This is a genomic window from Streptomyces sp. NPDC012835 (genome assembly GCF_042900885.1).
GTDB lineage: Bacteria > Actinomycetota > Actinomycetes > Streptomycetales > Streptomycetaceae > Streptomyces.
Map to the genome: position 1 here is coordinate 809,143 of NZ_JBIBBW010000003.1, position 18,095 is coordinate 827,237.

The following is an 18,095-nucleotide window of genomic DNA, read 5'->3' on the forward strand; positions in this document are numbered from 1 at the left end:
GATGCCCCTTTCTCCGTCACCCGGGAAAGGGGCATCCTGTTTCGCTCCACAGGAGCATCTACGGTAATTCAGTCGTCACTCAGGAGTTGCAAAACTCCTTCAGGCCCACCTGAATCGATAATCCCCTCGAAGGAATCCAGCATCGCCGCCAGACCGCCCTCTGGAATGATCACGAGGTCGGAACACTGGAAGTACGCGCCGCTGGCGCATTCCCCAGTCTCCTGCCATCGATTCATCACCTGTTCGATCGCCCGTAGCGTCATGAACGTGGCGCTCCATCGCGTCCCATCCGGGAGGCTTAGTTCAGCGTCAACGTTCTCAACAGTTTCCTTGTCGTCCTCCGCACCCAACATGAAGAGGGCACTGAACTGCTGGTTCTCTACGCGGTAGAGAGAATCACTGACCATAGAGCTGGTTCAGCCTCGCAATCACCTTTGACTCGTTTGCCTTATCAGATTTCCCAACGATCTGAATCTCTCCGTCAACATTCCGGAAGAATAGGCGACCGCCGTTTCGTCCTCGCGCGTAGGTGACATCCGTTCCAGACAATGCCTTACTTCCGAGTCCCGGATTCATATTTCCGCGCGACAGCTGCTGGAACAGGCTATCCAGGTCGGCCTGAACCTTCTGATTCTTCCCTGCCTGCTGCGCAGCCTTCACCAGAGACGAGTCCCCGCCAATCGCGGAAGACATCGTAAGGCAGCCACTGGAATTATGAACCAGAACCGGCGTGGCCCCCGCCAGCACATAGTACGTGTGCAGGCCGTCGACGGTGAGATTGTAGGTTCTGGCGCGCTTGGTGAAGCCATGGTTCCCGGTCACGATGACGGTGGTTCCGTCGTCGGTGAGCAGGGCCATCCCCACCTGAAGTTCGCTGGCCCCGAGCCAGCGGCCCTCCGAGGGGGACCAGAAGGGGTGCTCGTACGTTGCCGTAAGTTCTTCGATGCCGTCTTCGGTTGCGATGGACAGCGTGTTGAAGTGCTTGTCGTCGTCAGTGACGATCAGGCGGGTCACCTTCCGGAGGCCGGACTCCCCCGTCTCCGGGTCGGTGGCCAGGACCTCGTCGCCCAGTTGAACATCTTCGATCTTCTTGGTTTTCCCGTCGGCCATGAGGACCTCGGTGCCGGCGAGGAAGCACTGCGTGCAACCCGAGGATGCCCGCTTACTGGATCGCCCCTTGCCTCCCGCTACATCTCGGGTACCAGCACTCGGGCCATACCCAAAGACTTCCGACGCTCCGGCGCGGAGCATGGCACGAAGGAGCTCCTTGCCACCAGAGCATTTCGACGCGCTACAAGCTTGCGCAGCGAGATACCTCTTTGTGTAATCGCCGGAAAACTCTTCTCCCGCCATGCAGGTCAGACCGCCTGCCCCATGGCACATGTCCTCAACTCTCTTATAGAAATAAGAGATGAACTTCTTGGTGATCTTCGGTCCCCACTCGACAGGTATTTGCACCTCCGGATACACGTTGATGTACCCGTCGCCGTCGATGTCCCGATTGTTACCGCCTTCGAGTTCCCAGGCGCCTTTGCTTGTGACAGGCGGTTTGGGATTGTTATTCTTATTCTTATTTTTTTTGCTCGGCCCGTTCCCCTCCTGCCATGCGTCGCCACCACCGGTACAAGGGTAGGAGATCCCGCATTGGCTGCCGCCGGGGTCCATCAGCCCACTTGGGTCGCTGTAGGTGAGAGGGGAGTTATGTGCGTAGCTGTAACCGTTCAGGGATTCTGGATCGCTTGGATCCAGAAGGGGGTCGACGGAGAGGAAGCGGCCGATCGTGGGGTCGTATTCGCGGGCGCCGAGGTGGGTGAGGCCGGTGTTCTTGGTGTCGTCGGTGCCGCCGACGAAGCCCTTGGTGCCGGGCCAGGTCTTTGGTGTGTCACCGCGTACGGCACCGAAGGGAAGGGCGCGACGTTGGGTAATGGCGAGGTCGGCCGCGTTGACGGCGAGTTGGCCGGTGCCATGGTGATCGGCGATGGTGAATGACCACGTGCCGTTGTCATTCTGGATGGCGTTCTGGCCACCGCCGAGGTCGACGTAGCGGGTGGCTTTGGCCTTGTCGGCTCCGGTGGTCAGTACAACTTCGGTGTGGCCCAGGTAGAGAGTGGTCTCACTGCCCGAGCGGCCAATCAGGCGATTGCCGTCGGTGTCGTAGAGGTATTCGGTGGTTTTGGTTCCCTCTGTGACCTTGGCAAGGTGGCCTTCGGCATCCCAGGCAAGTTTCTGGCCGGGGCGGGTGATCGTGTTACCGGTGGCGTCGTACCCGTACGCGTCCGTGATAGTGCCGGAGGCGCTGGTAGTGGCAACGGAAGTCAGCGAATGGGCGAAGGGCTTGCCTGCAGCGGGGTAGGTGTAGGTCCGCTTGATGTCCTTGCTGGTGTCCCCGGTGGGGCTGTGCTGGGTCTCGGTGCCCCGGTTGCCGGCCTCATCGTAGGTAAAGCTCTGCCAGTAAGGCGCCGGGCCGGCGATGCTCTCCGCCTGCGGTGTATTCGCGCAGGCGGATGTGGACTGGGTCCAGGCTTCGGTCAGGCGGCCGAGGTAGTCGTAGGTGAAGCACTGGTTGTCGGTGCCGGTACGAGAGATATCGGCCATCGAGAGGATGTCGCCGGCTTCGTTGTAGCTGTAGGTGACATGACGGTCGACGCCGTTCTGCTCTTCGCGGTCGACTCGCGAGGTCGCGAGCCGCTGCGTGCCCCACTCATAGGTGTTTGTGACCTGGGTCTTCTTTCCTCCGCTGGCGAGGCCCATTCCGTACTGCAGGGGCTTGCCGGTGAGGCTGTAGCTGACACTGCTGCTCAGGTTCTGGGCGAAAACTCCGGTGGGCCGGAGGGTCTCGTCGTCGTAGTCATAGACGACGGAATCGCCAGCGAGGGACCCCGCAGCCGAGTAGCTGACTCCCGCGACCAGGCCAGAGGGCTTGTACGTGGTGCTGGTCTGGTAGGTGCCCTGGAGCTTCCCTTCCGCAGCCGGGATGACAACGCTTGTCCTGGTGGCCCGGTACAGCCGGTCGTAGGCGGTGACCTTGGAGACGTATTCCTGGTTGTTCACATAGCGGATGGACGCGGCCAGTCGGCCCTTGGCACCGGAGATGCTGTCGTACTCCCACTTCGCACGCAGCGTTCCTGTCGCTGAGCCTTCGCGCAGATGGGTTTTGCGGCCGAGGTTGTCGTAGGTGTTGAAGAGGCTGACCTCTTCGTCGTTCTTGGTGTAGGTCAGCTGTCCCCGGTCGTCGTAGTGGCTGTCAACAGTGCCCTTGTCCGGATCGATCGACTTGGTCTGACGGCCGAGTTGGTCGTAGCTGTAGCTCCAGGTGCTGCCGGCCTGATCCGTTATGGTGTCGAGTTCGCCGCGGGGGGTGTACTTGTAGGTTGTGGTGTCGTAGGGGGCGTTCGCGTTCCGCTGGTGATGCTGAAGCAGTGCGATGGTCTGGCCCCGCGCGTCGGTAACGTTGGTGGTGGCGACGCCACCGACCGGCGGGATGATGGTGCTGCGATCGCCGCCGTACTGGGTTTTGATGGTGTTGAGGACGGTTCCGCCATCACCGTTTCCAGCAATCTGACGGGTTTCGGTCGGACGGCCCAAGCCGTCGAAGGTGTTACGGGTCTGCGTCTCGATCGAAAGCGCGTTCTCAGGTTTGAACAGCGTGCTCGACGGCTTTCCTGTGGTGTAGTAAGGAGCGAAGGTCTTAGCAGTCTGACCGCGCTCGTCGTAGAAGACATCGGTCAGGATGCTGCCGCCGGCCGGCCCTGGATCCTGGCTCTGCCGCTCGCGGAGGAAACCGTCGTACAGCACGTATGACGTGATCTGTCCGCCGCTGTGGTTCAGGGTCTTGGCCGCTACGGCCGTCGGTTTGCCGTCCTCAATGTGGTACGAGAACTCGTAGTTGGGTATCTGAGTGTTACGCCGGTCGGCGAGCCAGATCTTGGTTCCGCGGCCGAGCGCGTCATACGTGTACTCGGTGACGTTGCTGTTGGTGTCGGTCGCCTTGAGAGTGAGACCACGAGGACCGAGGTCCTGCGTATCCGTCTGCGCCGTCGATGCCACACCGGCCTCTGCGGGCGGTGAGACGGTCTTGACCTGAGTGGGAAGTCCAGTCGCGGGGGTATAGGTCGCCGTGGTGGTACGGCCATCACGGCGGGCCACACGTACTGGCGCCTTGTCACCGTCCACGGTCACATCGGCGGTGAGATCCGTACCAGTGAGAACACGGCCATAGCTGTCATACGTCGTGCCCTTCTCCAGGTACGTGGCCTTGCTGCCGGTGTGCTCCTTCAGGGTCGCTTCAGCCGTGACATCGCCCTTGCTGGGCGCCGCTCCATAAGCTCCGCCGTCGTAGGCCGTTCGGACATCAGAGACCACGTCTTTCGCACGGTCGGCGGTGGCGGCACAGGACTTCGCAACGGTCTCTACGCGCGACGTGGCGAGCAGGAAGACCGAGTCGGAGGCGTAGGTGGTGCGGGTACAGCGGTTATCAGCGGCGGTGCTGTCGTCGCCGAAATCGTCGGCCTGAACGACCCGGCCGGCCACGGTGTCGTACTCGGTGGCGGTCGAGGTCGTGCGCCACTTGGCGCCGGCCCCGTCATCGAGGGAGGTCCAGCTCCTGCTGCTGGAGGTGCCGGTGAAGTTGGCGGTCACCGTGCCCCAGTCACGCACCTTCTTCGCCGTCTCGTGGTACCAGGGCCGGCTGGCCGACTTCTCGAGGATCTTGCCGCCTGGTTTGTCGAAGGTCACCGACTTGTATCCGAAGCCGGCCGCCGACTCGTGATCGGTGATGGGGTCGCCCTCACCGTCCCCGAGGGGGACCGACACGGACTTCGTACCGCCGCTGCCGGCCTTGCGGTCACCGTCCATCCCGCGCAGGAAGTACGAGTCCTGCTGGGACTTCATGGCGTCGGCGCCACCCTGGCCACCGCTCTGGACGCGGACCTGGCCGTAACCGCGCCACTGGGACCAGGTTCTGCTCTTCTCCTTGGCCAGACCATCGTCGTCGTCGAAGTGCCACGCGGCGCCGCCCAGGTACTGGTAGCGGGTGACCGCGTCGGGCGCGCCGCCGGTGCGGTCCGTAGTGGTGACGGACGTGACAACGTACTTGTTGAACCAGTTCAGTTCGGGGTCGCTCGAACTGTCACCACCGATGTACTGAGGGAAACAGCGCGAGGTGTTCGTCTGCGGGGTGGGCAGCGTGCTCCAGTCACATTCCGGCGCCGAGTAGTTGACGTCGATCTGACCACCCGACTCGTCGGCGACCGTGGACAGGCGCGCCTTGATGAACGGCGCGAAGCCGTCGCCGGTCTTGTCGAGCCGGTTCTGGAGCTGCGTGTAGGCGAGGGTCGTCTTCGGGAGGGTGATGGCCGGGCTGGCGGACTCGCCGGTGCGCTGGACACTGTCGAGCAGCAGCTGGTAGTCGACGTCGGCCTTGCCCCAGCGGTGGGCGAGCTTCCAGCTGTCGACCTTGGCGTAGGTGCCGTCGGCCTTGAGGGTCTGGGTGGTGATGTCGGTCAGGCGCTTGCGCGTCCAGAAGGAGGGCGAGAGCCGACCCTTGTCACACTTCGCGCCGGACTTGCAATTCAGATCCCAGGGCGTGTCGTACCAGTAGGACGCCTTGTCGTCGATGGTCGACTCGGCGCACGTCACCCCGGTCACGGGGAGGCAGCGCTCGGCGCTGGAGAACACGACCTGGGCCAGCGGCTTGTCCGTGTACATCCGGGCCTTGTTCAGGCCGTAATCGATGCGTTTGAGGTAGCCGCCGCGCGTGTAGGTGGTGTTGTCGTCGGCCTTGAGGTTGCGGCCGTAGTTGTTGGTTTCCTTGGCGTAGTGGTAGGCGATGGCGTTGCCGTGCGGGTCGACGACATAGTCGAGGTTCCAGCGCCATGCCTGCTGGCACCAGGAATCCTTGAAGGCCGCCGCGTTGCAGGGCTCGCCCGTGTTGTTACCGAAGACGGGAACGGTCCAGGTGGAGTCGGTCGTCTCGTTGCCGGTCGCCCAGCCGGGGAGTCGGTTGTAGCCGAAGTAGTATTCGGTACCGCTCGGAGTGATCAGACGCCAGTACTCACCGTCATTGTCACCGTTGCCCCGGTCCGTGGACTTCAGGCGTGTGACCCTCGTTCCGTCGTCCTGCTTGAGCTTGAACTCGTTCGTAGTGACCGGGACGAGTTCGCCACCCTTGCCGTTGAAACTGAGAAACGCGTTGTCATAGGCCCAGCACTGGTCACCCGGCTTGCTGCCGTCCGCGTTCTTCTCGCCGTCATCGGCACAGGACTTGTAGCGTCGCTCAATGGAGCCAGGCCACATGTCGAAGCCGTCGCCGACCCACGACGCCTGGTTGTTGGTACCGCCAGTGCGGCCGTCGACCGTGCCTGACGAGTACGAGAGGCCGACGTTCGGTGTGAGGCTCCCGGGTACTCCAGGGACCGGCATGTCGTAGGACCAGCCGAAGTCACCGGAGTTCAGGTTCGTCTTCCACGAGGCCGAAGCCGACAGAGGAGTGGCTTTGTAATCGCCCTTGTCACTTTCCGCGTCGGCGGCGACGGCCAGTACAGTCGCCGTCCCAGCCTGCAGCGCAACCGACTGCGCCGTCAGAGTCTGCGAAGTCGCGTCATTGGTGGCAGCCACCGGAACCGACGTACGGCAGCTGTCCTTGGCCGGGGTTGTCAGGACACATGCGGGCAGTTCGACCAAGCCCACACGGGAGCCGAACGAGCCGCCGAAGGCATCGGCGAAGTCCGTGTAGTCGACGGTGAGCGCGACAGATCCGGCATCCGCCGCGGTCGCGCCCCTGTCATCCGCCCCGACCGCCGACTTCTTCGCCTCAAGGGTGAAAAGCAGGCCGTTCACCCCGGCGCGTGCGGCCTGCTTCCGGTCGAGCACTCGGGTCTCAACACGGGGTGGCACGTTCCCGCCCCGCTTCGTCCGCGCCCCGGCGATACCGATCGGTGTGCCCTTGGCCTTGGCAAACCGCTTCGCACCGGTGCCCTCGGCGTTCGGGACGGTCAGCGTCCCCGTGACAGCAGCGGGCCACGATGCCCTGGGGGGCCGAATCGGGCCACTGGTGTCTTCGGAGATCGTACGAGGGACGGACTTGCCCCCGTACGTGCCCACGACAGGCTTCTCCGCCCCAGGCAGACCGGGCAGATTGTTACTCTTCGCCACCGCGGGCGCGGCGGCACTCTGAAGGATCGTGCCAACCAACACTGCTGACAAGATCGTGGACGTCCGCCGGAGCAATGCTCCGGAAAGGCGTACGGAGGGGGGTCTCATAGATACATCCATCGCTGCCGGGCGCCATGTACCCACACGTTCAGGCACGGCGCGGACCATGAAAGAAACCGGTCGTGAACAGGGCTGCGCGCGCCTGGAAACGTGCACAGCGCAGCTCTCGACGCAACTCAGCTGTTGCTGGGGACCTCGGTGGGGAAATCGAACATCGCGTTGGCCAGCTTCCCGACCTGGATTTCGTCAAGCGCTCCTTGGAAGGCCCATACGTCGTCGATCGAGCCGGCGAAGTACTCGTCCCACTTGCCCGCCGTCTTCGCCCGTCCGACCTGGAGGGACTTGCTCGCCTTGAACGTCAGGACGTTGTCGGCCCACGAGATGAGGTCTTCGCATGCGGTGTCATCCGAATCGCCGTCGCCATCACCGCACGCGATCTCCTGGAGCATGCCGTTGACGTACAGCCGGGCTTCCTTGGCAAAGCCGTCGTAGACGACCGCGAGATGGTTCCAGTCGCGCACATCGTAGAACTCGGTGTTGTTGACCTGCTGGACCGTCGCGCTCGTGCCGTCGGTATCCGGGAGTGTGAGCTGCCAGCGGCCGAGGCCGTCGGAACCCTTCGCGTCCGGTACGAAGCGGACGTTGAACGCGCTCTGGCTCGCACCCTCACCGCTCACTACCGCCACCGAGTGATCGGGAGTCGCCGCGCCTTGGGCCCACGCCGTGACCGTGAAGCTGGAACCGGTGTCGATCGGCATGGTGCTCGTACCCGCTGAGCCGTTGATCCCGTCGAGTTCCAGACCGTAGGTGTCGACCCATCCGGCACCGCGCTTCGCGCCTCCGGACAGAGTCATGGCGTTCTTCTGATCCGAGAGATCGGGAGTGGTCACGGTTGCTGTGCCGGCGGTTGTCTCAAAGTTCCATCGGCCCTTGAGTACCGCCCGCTGTTTGAACAGCTGCTGCACCTCCTCGTCGGCTATCACCCGGTCGTAGACGCGGATGTCGTCGATCTGCCCGGGCAGGTACTGGCTGACATTGCCACTGCCGGTCGTCAGCGCACCTGCCTGCACCGGCCCGCCCGCGTACCACGGACTCGACTGGGCGACACTGCCGACCTTGGCGCCATTGACATACAGCGTCAGGGTGTCAGCGGTGGGGTCGTGCACACCGACCAGATGCACCCAGTCCCCCGGCCGCGGGTCTGGCGCCGTATCGGGCTGCAGCACCCGCACCTGGCTGGAGTCCGCGGTGTCCGTCACGTACTGCATGAAGCCCCACCGCTTGAACGTCCCGGAGTAGTAGAGCTGGAAGCCCGGCCGGTTGGCACCCATCTGAGCAACAACCGTGGCGGCCTGCCCAGGGATCCTGTCCAGCTTGGCCCACGCCGACACCGCGAAGGGCCGCTGTGTGTCCACATGCGGCGCTGCCGTACGGGCATAGCCGTTGCCACCGAGCGTCAGCGAATTGCCGGCCATGCCGGGGTCGCCGAGCTTCGCGTCCCCGATCAGAGAGAGGGGCTGTGCGTCCGCGTAGCCGACGACCTCCGTGGCACCGGGCTCTTCGTCCAGCGAGAAGATCGTACGGGCGGTACGACCGTTGCCGATCGACTCCTGCTGGAAGAGGTTACCGACCTCGGTGGCGGAGACGGGCTTGTCGAAAAGTCGCAGATCATCGATGGTGCCGGGGAAGAAGTTCTTCACGGTGCCGGCGAGTTCACCCGCGCCGATCCGCAGGCCACGGCGTGCATCCCAGGCCGTCGTGTACGGCGTCTGGCCGACCAGCTTTCCGTCGATGTAGAGCTGAAGTTCCTTGGCGCCCCCGGAGTAGACCCCCACCAGATGCGTCCACTGGTCCACGCTCACCCCGCCGGCGGTGGGCGCCATGGCCCGCGCGATGGAGGCACCGGCTGTGTCGGAGGTGTACTGGTTGAACACCCAGCGGTCGTAGCCCTGTGAGTAGTACAGCTCGAATCCGGGGGTGTTGTTGCCCGGCTGAGCCGCGATCACCGCGACACTGTCCGGCATCCGGTCCAGCTTCACCCACACCGACACACTGAAGCCGTTGGAGGTGTTGACCGTCGGAATGTCCGCCGATGCGTAACCGCTGGTGCCATCCAGACCGAGAGCTGTACCGGACTTACCGGCAACACCCAGAGTGGTCCCGCCATACAGAGTGGCGACACGGGCACCCGAGGTCCCCGCGGCCTCCTTGGCACCGGTCGGTTCATCCATTTGCCACATGGCACGCTCAGGCTGGCCCGCCTTGACCCGGTACTGATACGTACGAATCTCACTGCCATTACCGGCCGTATCGAATGCTTGAGCGGTGACAAAGTTCACCCCCGGCTCGGCGGGCAACAGCTGAAGGACCTTCGCCGCACCACCGCTGGTGGTCACGGCGTTCTTCGACGAGGGATCACGATTGACCCCGTACCAGTACTTCACGACATCGCTGTCGGATGCCTTCAGTGTGAACGCGCCGTACTTGCCCATCCCGTCCAGCCAGGGATCCTCCGGGTCCTCCGGGTTGGACGCCGGATAGTCGCCGGAGCTGATCGTCGGCGCCTTCGGCACACTGGTGTCGTAGACGAAATAGCAGCCGGTCGGAGTTCCCGCCGTGGACCACGGTGAGTACTGGGCTCCGTCGTAGGAGCGCGCGTACCAATGCACCCGCTTGTTGGCAGGAATGGAAGACGGCAGACTCACCGTGAAGCTTGCGCCCGACTTCTTCGACGTGGTCGGCGACGGAGTCCAGCGGGCCACCACGCCCTTGCCGTCACCGGAGTCCCATGCGGCCCGGAACTGCACGGCCACATTGTCCCCATCGGGGTCCGTCACCTTGTTCGCGGTGATCTTTCCCAGAGTCCGCACCCGGGCCGCGTCCGCCGGCTTCTTGCACGTCCCGCCGTATTCCATCGTCAGCTGCGACATCTTGATCTGCGGCGGAGGCTGGTTGTACCTGACACGAAGCGACGCCTTGCTTGAGAAACGCTTCCACGCGTAGCCGTCCGACTCGCTGGCGGCCCGCAATCCAAACGTCATCGTGGACAGCTTGCCGTTCGCGGCGTCCTGAACAGCCGCCTTCACGTCAAACTCCGCGTCCTTCGCTGCACAGCCGTTGAAGCCGTAGGCGAACGACTTCGAGGCGAGCCGCTTGGTCCAGAAACCGGAAGCGTTCTGCGAGTTCCAAGTGGTCGACGACGAGATGTCTTTCGTACGCCACAGCTCGACGCTTCGCGCGTCACAGGACGCCGACCATGTATTGGGCACCGTGAACTCGGCGCTCAGGATGGTCTTCCCCGCGAACTTAGAGGTGGGAATCCGGTAAAAGAGGCGCTTGGTGTCGTTCGGCTGGCAGTAGGACCAGTTGCAGTAGCCCATCCCCGCGTCCGAGTCACCGTTGAACTTCCACTGCGGCGATGACGCCCAGTACTTCGACGCCATCGTCCACGCCGACGCGCGTGGCGTGTACCAGATCGGGTCGATGAACACCGGATACACCGTGTCCTCGCCCGCCAGCACGTCCGCGTCCGGCTTCAGCACCAGCGCGTCACCGCTCGCCGGCAACTCCACACCCACAGGAGCCAACTTGCCGGACTCCCCGGCCCCCGGCTCCCTGACGCCGGCCTCGACCTCCGCGCCCTCGGCTTCCGCATCCGTCGCCCGCAGCCGAGCGGGGCTCGCCACAGCTTCCGACGGCGTACTGGAATCCCACATCATCGGCTTGGGTGCTTCGAACACCGCACCTTGCGCCCCGTGGTCAACGGCTTCCAGGCCGCCCTCTGCCGTCTCCTGTACGTTCACTCCCTCGGTGGCAAGGTCCAGGCGCAGTGCAGCGAGCTTCTCGCTCGCTGCCGCCTCCGCCGACTTGACCACCAGCAGCTGGGTGAAGCCATCCTCCTGGGCGCCCATCCGCAGGTCGACCCCCGGAAGGACATCCCGGTACGTAGCCGTGGCATCGGCCAATTCCGGTACGGGCAATGAGCCGGGCCAGGACAGCGCGACCTCACGCCCCGCCTTCTCCATCCGTACCAGAGGTCCGTCACCGCCCCCGGAGAACCGGATTTCGACCGTGCTCACCTTGGGGGCAACGGTTCCGTCCGCGGCCTTGGCAAGGTCGGTGTCGACCGGCTTCCACTCACCGTCCACCCGGGCCCGTACGGAACGCAGATACTCTCGCGCCTCCAGCGAGCCGTCCGGCTGAGCGTACACATCGCTGTGCTCACCACGGAGCGATCCGACCTCAACTGGCTTTCCGGTACGTTTCGCCTCAGCGAGCGCATCGGCCGTCGTGGCCTGATCGGTATCACCCTCAGGCGCTTGAGCCGCTTTCGGCTCCCGCACCGGCTGCTGCGCGACCGCAGGCAGAGCCGTCCCTGGAACGAGCCCAACCGCCAGCGCGGACACAAGCCCACACACGAGACCGCTGACGGCCGAACGCCGAACACGACGCCTCTTCACGGAGACATCACGTATCCGCCGTACCCCACCCATGACCCCGCCCCACCATCACAGAAAACACATAACTCCGCAGAGTCAAGGTCCATCGCACAGGGTTGTCAATGGTGATCGTTGTCACGCATCGGAAAGGCGTGCGTACGGCGAGCGAAAGGATGCGGGAATCGCAAAGGTCCACAAATCGCCATATAAAGGGTGGAAGGGGCGACCTGAACTAGTCGACAAGTACCCATTGTGTCCCTGCACTTGAGCCAGACGGGTCGTGCGGTAGACGGCATTCAACCGGGCCCGAAGATCCTCGTTGCCGATGAGCCCCAGGGCAGGATCGGAGTCACGGCTGGTGCGGTCGAGGTGTTCGCATTGTCGGCGGGGGTGGTCTGCCAGGACGGACCGAGTGCTGCCGGATGCGTCGGGCACTGCGCGGGCCGCGTAGATGGCGGTCAGCGGCAATTCGAAGCAGGCGTGGCGGAAGCCGAAGGCCGGGCGGTTCCTGGCGCGCCGGGGGAAGCGGAAGGCCATGTCGTCGGGGATGGTGATCTCGGTCTTGAACAGGCCGATCGTCGACTCCCTGAGCACGTTGGCGAGAGCCTTCGCCGGTCATGGTCTGCCCCCCAGCAGACGGCAACATTCCTCGACTTCGTCGAGCAGGGCCAGCTGTACGTGCTCTGGCGACTCATCGCCTTCCGGGGCATACGACGCGGCGAAGGCTGCGGCGTCCGCCGGGAAGACCATTCGGCCAAGGCACACTCCCTGGCCACCGCCACCCAGCTCGTCCGGGACGGTCGGGAGGTCCGCGAAGGCATCCCCCGACAGCGGTATCCGCCTGATCGCCCTCGACGAGGAGACCGTCCTTGGACCTCCTGGCTCACAAGGCCCGCCGGCAACGGGAACGGGAGGCGTAAAGCGACGGCTGGCAGGACACCGGCCGGATCTTCACCGAGGAGGACGGCTCCCTCCCCCACCGGGGCAAGGTGAGCGGCAATCAGACCGGGGCTTCGGCACGTGATGGGCATCACTCCGGACCGTACGGGCCCGCCGCTCGCCACACCGCGTAACTGCCTTCATCCCCCGCTGGAGCCGACCAAAGCGCTCCGCGCGCCCCCGTTCGACGCCGAGGTCGGTGAATGCGGCCAAGTTTTCTGGGCCGCGCTACGGGGCGACGACTTGCAGGGAGGGCACAACGACCGGACACCCGTCGCATACACCCCTGCGCCACTCCCGGCCACCGTCGCCGCACGCTGATTGCCCGTTTGGCCACCGGTCGGCCACCAGAGGGAGGGCAGCGGGCTGTCTGGACTGACACGCCACCAGGAGCATGGCCACGAAATAGACAAAAAGCCAGGTCAGAGGAGGTCTGACCTGGCTTCCAGCGGAGCCCCCTGTCGGATTCGAACCGACGACCTACGCATTACAAGTGCGTTGCTCTGGCCAGCTGAGCTAAGGAGGCGTGCCCGAGCAGTGTAACCGGCCCCGGAGGGGGTCCCGCCAGGAATTTCGTCGGGGCAGGAGTACTGACAGAACTGTGAACGGGGGGTAACGTCACCTCCAGTTCACCCAGGTGGACTAGACCCGTCTTCCGCCCCACGGCGGAGGACCCCATTCCTTTACTCGGATCGTCCGGCACGTTCCTGCCGGTGAGGGGACACATCGCCATGGCAACTGTCTCGTTCGACAAGGCAACCCGCGTCTACCCGGGCTCCACGAAGCCCGCCGTGGACCAGCTGGAGATCGAGATCGAGGATGGCGAGTTCCTCGTCCTCGTCGGTCCGTCCGGCTGCGGAAAGTCGACCTCCCTGCGCATGCTCGCGGGGCTTGAGGACGTCAATGGTGGCGCCATCCGTATCGGCGAGCGGGATGTCACGCATCTGCCGCCGAAGGACCGCGACATCGCGATGGTGTTCCAGAACTACGCGCTCTACCCGCACATGACCGTCGCGGACAACATGGGCTTCGCCCTCAAGATCGCCGGTGTGAACAAGGCGGACATCCGCAAGAAGGTCGAGGAGGCCGGGAAGATCCTCGACCTCACCGAGTACCTGGACCGCAAGCCGAAGGCGCTCTCCGGTGGTCAGCGTCAGCGTGTCGCGATGGGGCGCGCCATCGTGCGTGAGCCGCAGGTGTTCCTCATGGACGAGCCGCTGTCGAACCTCGACGCCAAGCTCCGCGTCTCCACCCGTACGCAGATCGCCTCGCTCCAGCGCCGGCTCGGCATCACCACCGTGTACGTGACCCACGACCAGGTCGAGGCCATGACCATGGGCGACCGGGTGGCGGTGCTCAAGGACGGGCTGCTCCAGCAGGTGGACTCCCCGCGCAACATGTACGACCGCCCGAAGAACCTCTTCGTCGCCGGCTTCATCGGCTCTCCCGCCATGAACCTGGTCGAGGTGCCGATCACCGACGGCGGTGTGAAGTTCGGCAACAGCGTCGTCCCGGTCTCCCGCGAGGCGCTCGCCGCCGCGTCGGAGAAGGGCGACAAGACCGTCACGGTCGGCGTCCGTCCGGAGCACTTCGACGTCGTCGAGGAGGGCGGCGCCGCCGGTGCCCTCTCCAAGGACGCGCCGGCCGGCCTCGCCGTGACCGTGAACGTCGTCGAGGAGCTGGGCGCCGACGGTTACGTCTACGGCACCGCCGAGCTGGCCAAGGAGCAGAAGGAGATCGTGGTCCGCGTCAACGGCCGCGCCGTGCCGGACAAGGGCGCCACGCTCCACGTCGTGCCGCGCGCGGGCGAGACGCACGTCTTCTCGACCTCCACCGGCGAGCGCCTGACCGACTGACCGGACAGCACCGGCCGCTCCGGCCGTACCGTCCACACTGTTGACGCGCCCGTAGCGCGTCAACAGTGTGAATTCCTCCGCACGGCCCCGCACTCCGGTGCGGGGCCGTGCGCGTGTGCCGGCAAATACCCCGTCGCACAAGCCACTTCGGCCGGTCGCCGTCAACGACCCATTCGAAAGGAAACATCGAACCCACTCCTCGTGTGGGTGACTAAATGTCGCCAATTCATTACCGGCCGCTACGCTCGCCTGCGTGACCCACACAGCCCGCCGTATCGGCCGAACTCTCGCCTTCGTCCTGCCCGTCGTCCTGGTGCTCTCCGGGACCCTCGCGGTCGCCCGTGTTCCGTGGGCGGCCAGCAATACGGAGTCGCAGATCCTGACCGCATCCTCGGACACCGCCTCGGCGCAGGCCAAGTCCCGCGCACCGCAGGACGTTCTGCGGGACAAGCTTCTCGTCGAGCTTCAGGAGAAGGACCCGGGCATCGCCCTGACCCACCTCCAGCGCGAGATCGAGGAGCATCCCTCGCTCGCCAAGCACTGCATGTCGATGGCGCGGGCCCTGGGCCGCGCCGCCGTCGCCACGTACGGCCCGACGCGGGCGCAGTCCTTCTCGCGTCCCGTGTGCGACACCTCGTTCGCGTACGGCGTCTCCCAGCAGGCCATGGGGAGCTGACCGGCGATCCCCGGCGGACCGGGTGCGCCCGCACCGTGGTTCCCGGCCGCGGGCCCTCCGGCCGTCCCGCCTATCGTTCACGGCATGCATACGTTTCCGACACAGGCCGTGGTCCTCGCGGGTGGTCAGGGGTCGCGGCTGCGCCCGTACACCGATGACCGTCCCAAGCCGATGGTCGAGATCCCCGGCACGGGGACCCCGATCATCGGCCATCAGCTCGCCTGGCTCGCCGCCGAGGGCGTGACGGACGCCGTCATCTCCTGCGGTCATCTGGCCGAAGTCCTCCAGGAGTGGCTGGAGTCGGCTGACCTGCCGCTGCGCGTCACCACCGTGGTGGAGTCCGAGCCGCTCGGACGCGGTGGGGGCCTCAAGCACGCCGCCACCGCGCTGCCGGATCCCGGACAGCCCTGGTACGCCACGAACGGCGACATCTGGACGCGCTTCTCCCTGCGCGAGATGGCCGCCTTCCACTTCGAGCGCGACGCCACCGCGACGCTCGCCCTCGCCCGCCCGCGTATTCCGTGGGGGGCCGTCGAGACCGACGAGTTCGGCCATGTCCTCGACTTCATCGAGTCGCCCCCCTCGCCGTATCTCATCAACGCCGGGGTATACGTGTTCTCCCCCGACTTCGTGGGGCTGCTGCCGGACCGTGGCGACCATGAGCGCACCACCTTCCCCCGACTGGCGCGTGAGCGCCGTCTGGCGGGCTTCCCGCTGCCGCACGGGGCGTACTGGCGGGCCATCGACACCGCGAAGGACCTGACGGAGGCGGCCAAGGAGCTGTCCGGCGGCGCGCGCGACTGAGGACGCGGTCTGGGTCGGCGAGTCGGTGGACATGCAGGCGGGCACGCGGAACAGCGCGGAGAACCCGGCACAGCCCGCACGCCCGCAGGCACGCAGGCACACACGCCCGCACGCAGGCACACACGCCCGCAGGCGGGCACACACGCAGGCACGCAAGGACCCGGCACGCGTACCGACACGCGAGGGGCGGCCACCCGTGCTCCGGGTGGCCGCCCCTCACCGTTCCCGCGTCCCGCGTCCCGCGTCCCGCGTCCCGCGTCCCGGGCGCCGGGAGCGGGACGCGGAAGGCCGCGCGCTCAGCCCAGCAGGCCGCCGATCGGGTTCCGGTTGCCGCCGCCCGAGGACGAACCGCCGGTCGCGGAGCCCCCGTTGTCGACGGCGCCGCTGCCCCCGTCGCCACCGGTGTCACCCGCGCCGCCACCACCCGTGCTGCCGCCACCGCCGCCCGTCGAGGACGGCCCCTGGCTGCCGCCGGCCGGCGGCGGGGCCTGCTCGGCCGTCTGCGGGGGCTGCTGGACCGTGCCCTGCGTCTGGCTGGGCTGCTGCTGGGTCTGGCCGGTGCTCGCGCCCGTACTGGCGCCCGTGCTGACACCTCCGGTCTCCGGAGTCGTCGTGCCACCCGGCGTCGACTGCTGCGCCGAGGGGCCGCCCGAGCGCGTCGCGGACGGCTCGGAACGGGTGCCCCCGGTGGGGCCGCCGCTCGCGGGCGAGCCGGACGCGCTGCCACTGCTGCCGGGCCGCTGGGGCAGCGGCATACCGGGCAGCTGGTTGACCGGGTCGACGCCCGGGCCGGGCACCGTCACCATGTCCGAGGAGCGTACGGCGCCACCCAGGACCGAGCCGATCAGCAGCGTGAGCCCGATGACGACCGCCGCGATGATCCCGCCGCGCCGCAGCACCCGCCGCCGCAGGTCCCAGATCTCGGAGCGCGGTCCGAGTGTCCGCCACGCCTCGCCCGCGAGCCGTCCGTCCACCGAGTAGACCGGCGCGCCCGCGATGATCAGCGGGGACCAGGCGGCGAGGTAGATGATGTCGGGCGCGTCGTACACCGGAACAGTCCGCCAGCTCACGGTGAGCAGCAGCGCCGCCGACAGCAGCGCGCCGAACGAGGCCGCGACGCGCTGCCAGAGCCCGAAGACGGTCAGCACGCCGACGACGATCTGGAGGAACGCGACGCTGAGCCCCGCGCCGACCGGGTGGGAGAGCGCGAAGTCCCTGAGCGGCTCCGCCAGCGCCCAGGGGTGCAGCGAGGTCAGCCACTTGACCATGGAGCCGCGCTCGCCGCCGTCGAAGTAGACGGGGTCGCAGAGCTTGCCCATACCGGCGTAGATGGAGATGAAGCCGAGGAAGACGCGGAGCGGGAGCAGCACCACCCCGAGGTTCATCCGGCGGCCGGGATAGTAGGCGTGCCGTACGGAGTCGTTGCCGTGCCGCTGCGCCCGGGGCCGGTCGTCCGCGTCGATCTCGACGTCGTCGAGGTCGTCGTCGAACGTCTCGTACGGGGGGAGGTCGTCGTACGCGCCGACGGCCTTGCGCATCGGCGGCAGCAGCGGGGTGGCCGTGGTGCGCGGGCCGTCGGGACCCGTGCCCTGCGGGCCGACGACCGGCGTCGGCTGCGTGTTCTCGTCGTCGGGGGCGGCCAGGGGGCCGGGCCGGCGGCCGCCCTGCGGGCCGACCTGGGGAATGACCTGGGTGGAGCCGGTTTCGTATCCCCTTCCGGATACGTCGAGTGCGCCGGGCGCCCCGGACGGGCCGCGCAGCGCGCCGGCGGCCGGTACCAGGGCGGAGTTCCGTACGGCCTGGAGGAGTCCGGTCGCTCCGGGGTCCCCCGGCTCGGATCTGCCGCTCCAGACGACGGGCGCCGAACGGCGCGCGGGCCTTCCGGCGCCGGCGCCGCTCATGGCGGGGATGCGTGCGGTGTTCGCCGCGCCGCGTACGGAGCTGAAGCGCTGGGGCGATGCCAGCTTCACCCGGAAGCTGGCGTGGTTCACGATGACCTGCGCGGGATCGCAGTCCACCTTGAGCATGCTCAGCGGGGGCTGATCGTCGAACCCGGGCCGGGGCGTTCTGGTGTCCACACTCATCTAACCGAGTGACTTGTCTTTAGGACACTGCCTTGACGCGGGCGGATGTCCGAGACCCGTCAAGATCGTCGGACAGGGCCGTTCG

General features: G+C 66.2%; 8 protein-coding genes and 1 tRNA gene. 3 read left to right on the forward strand and 6 right to left on the reverse strand.

Translation table 11 applies throughout. The features are described from left to right. Nucleotides 1–68: 68 nt before the first annotated feature. From ACFY6S_RS16850 to ACFY6S_RS16870, 5 genes are all read right to left on the reverse strand, one after another. Complete coding sequence (locus tag ACFY6S_RS16850; protein WP_388817046.1) at nucleotides 69–407, reverse strand: hypothetical protein; 339 nt, start codon at nucleotides 405–407, stop codon at nucleotides 69–71. Beyond that, nucleotides 397–7,260, reverse strand: coding sequence for a polymorphic toxin-type HINT domain-containing protein (locus ACFY6S_RS16855; RefSeq protein WP_388817049.1), 6,864 nt, complete (start codon nucleotides 7,258–7,260; stop codon nucleotides 397–399). Before ACFY6S_RS16855 ends, ACFY6S_RS16850 begins: the two co-directional genes overlap by 11 nt. Before the next feature lie 128 nt (nucleotides 7,261–7,388). Next, nucleotides 7,389–11,705 carry a LamG-like jellyroll fold domain-containing protein gene (locus ACFY6S_RS16860; RefSeq protein ID WP_388817052.1) on the reverse strand — a complete coding sequence of 1,439 codons (4,317 nt, stop codon included), beginning with the start codon at nucleotides 11,703–11,705 and terminating at the stop codon, nucleotides 7,389–7,391. A gap of 81 nt (nucleotides 11,706–11,786) precedes the next feature. Beyond that, nucleotides 11,787–12,245, reverse strand: a complete 459-nt coding sequence (locus ACFY6S_RS16865; RefSeq protein ID WP_388817055.1) for a hypothetical protein — start codon at nucleotides 12,243–12,245, stop codon at nucleotides 11,787–11,789. Nucleotides 12,246–13,042: 797 nt separating this feature from the next. Continuing rightward, nucleotides 13,043–13,116 (reverse strand) — tRNA-Thr (locus ACFY6S_RS16870). A gap of 205 nt (nucleotides 13,117–13,321) precedes the next feature. Between ACFY6S_RS16870 and ACFY6S_RS16875 the strand changes: the two genes are divergently transcribed. The 3 genes from ACFY6S_RS16875 (at nucleotide 13,322) to ACFY6S_RS16885 (ending at nucleotide 15,926) form a co-directional block, all read left to right on the forward strand. After that, nucleotides 13,322–14,446 (forward strand): ABC transporter ATP-binding protein, encoded by a 1,125-nt coding sequence (locus tag ACFY6S_RS16875; protein WP_388817058.1) that lies wholly within the window; start codon nucleotides 13,322–13,324, stop codon nucleotides 14,444–14,446. A gap of 253 nt (nucleotides 14,447–14,699) precedes the next feature. After that, nucleotides 14,700–15,122: a hypothetical protein gene (locus tag ACFY6S_RS16880; RefSeq protein ID WP_388817062.1), complete on the forward strand. Its 423-nt coding sequence runs from the start codon at nucleotides 14,700–14,702 to the stop codon at nucleotides 15,120–15,122. 84 nt (nucleotides 15,123–15,206) lie between these two features. Continuing rightward, nucleotides 15,207–15,926 carry an NDP-sugar synthase gene (locus tag ACFY6S_RS16885; RefSeq protein ID WP_388817064.1) on the forward strand — a complete coding sequence of 240 codons (720 nt, stop codon included), beginning with the start codon at nucleotides 15,207–15,209 and terminating at the stop codon, nucleotides 15,924–15,926. 296 nt (nucleotides 15,927–16,222) lie between these two features. Here the strand turns inward: ACFY6S_RS16885 and ACFY6S_RS16890 are convergent, their stop codons facing one another. Next, nucleotides 16,223–18,010: a DoxX family membrane protein gene (locus ACFY6S_RS16890; protein WP_388817067.1), complete on the reverse strand. Its 1,788-nt coding sequence runs from the start codon at nucleotides 18,008–18,010 to the stop codon at nucleotides 16,223–16,225. Nucleotides 18,011–18,095: the final 85 nt, after the last annotated feature.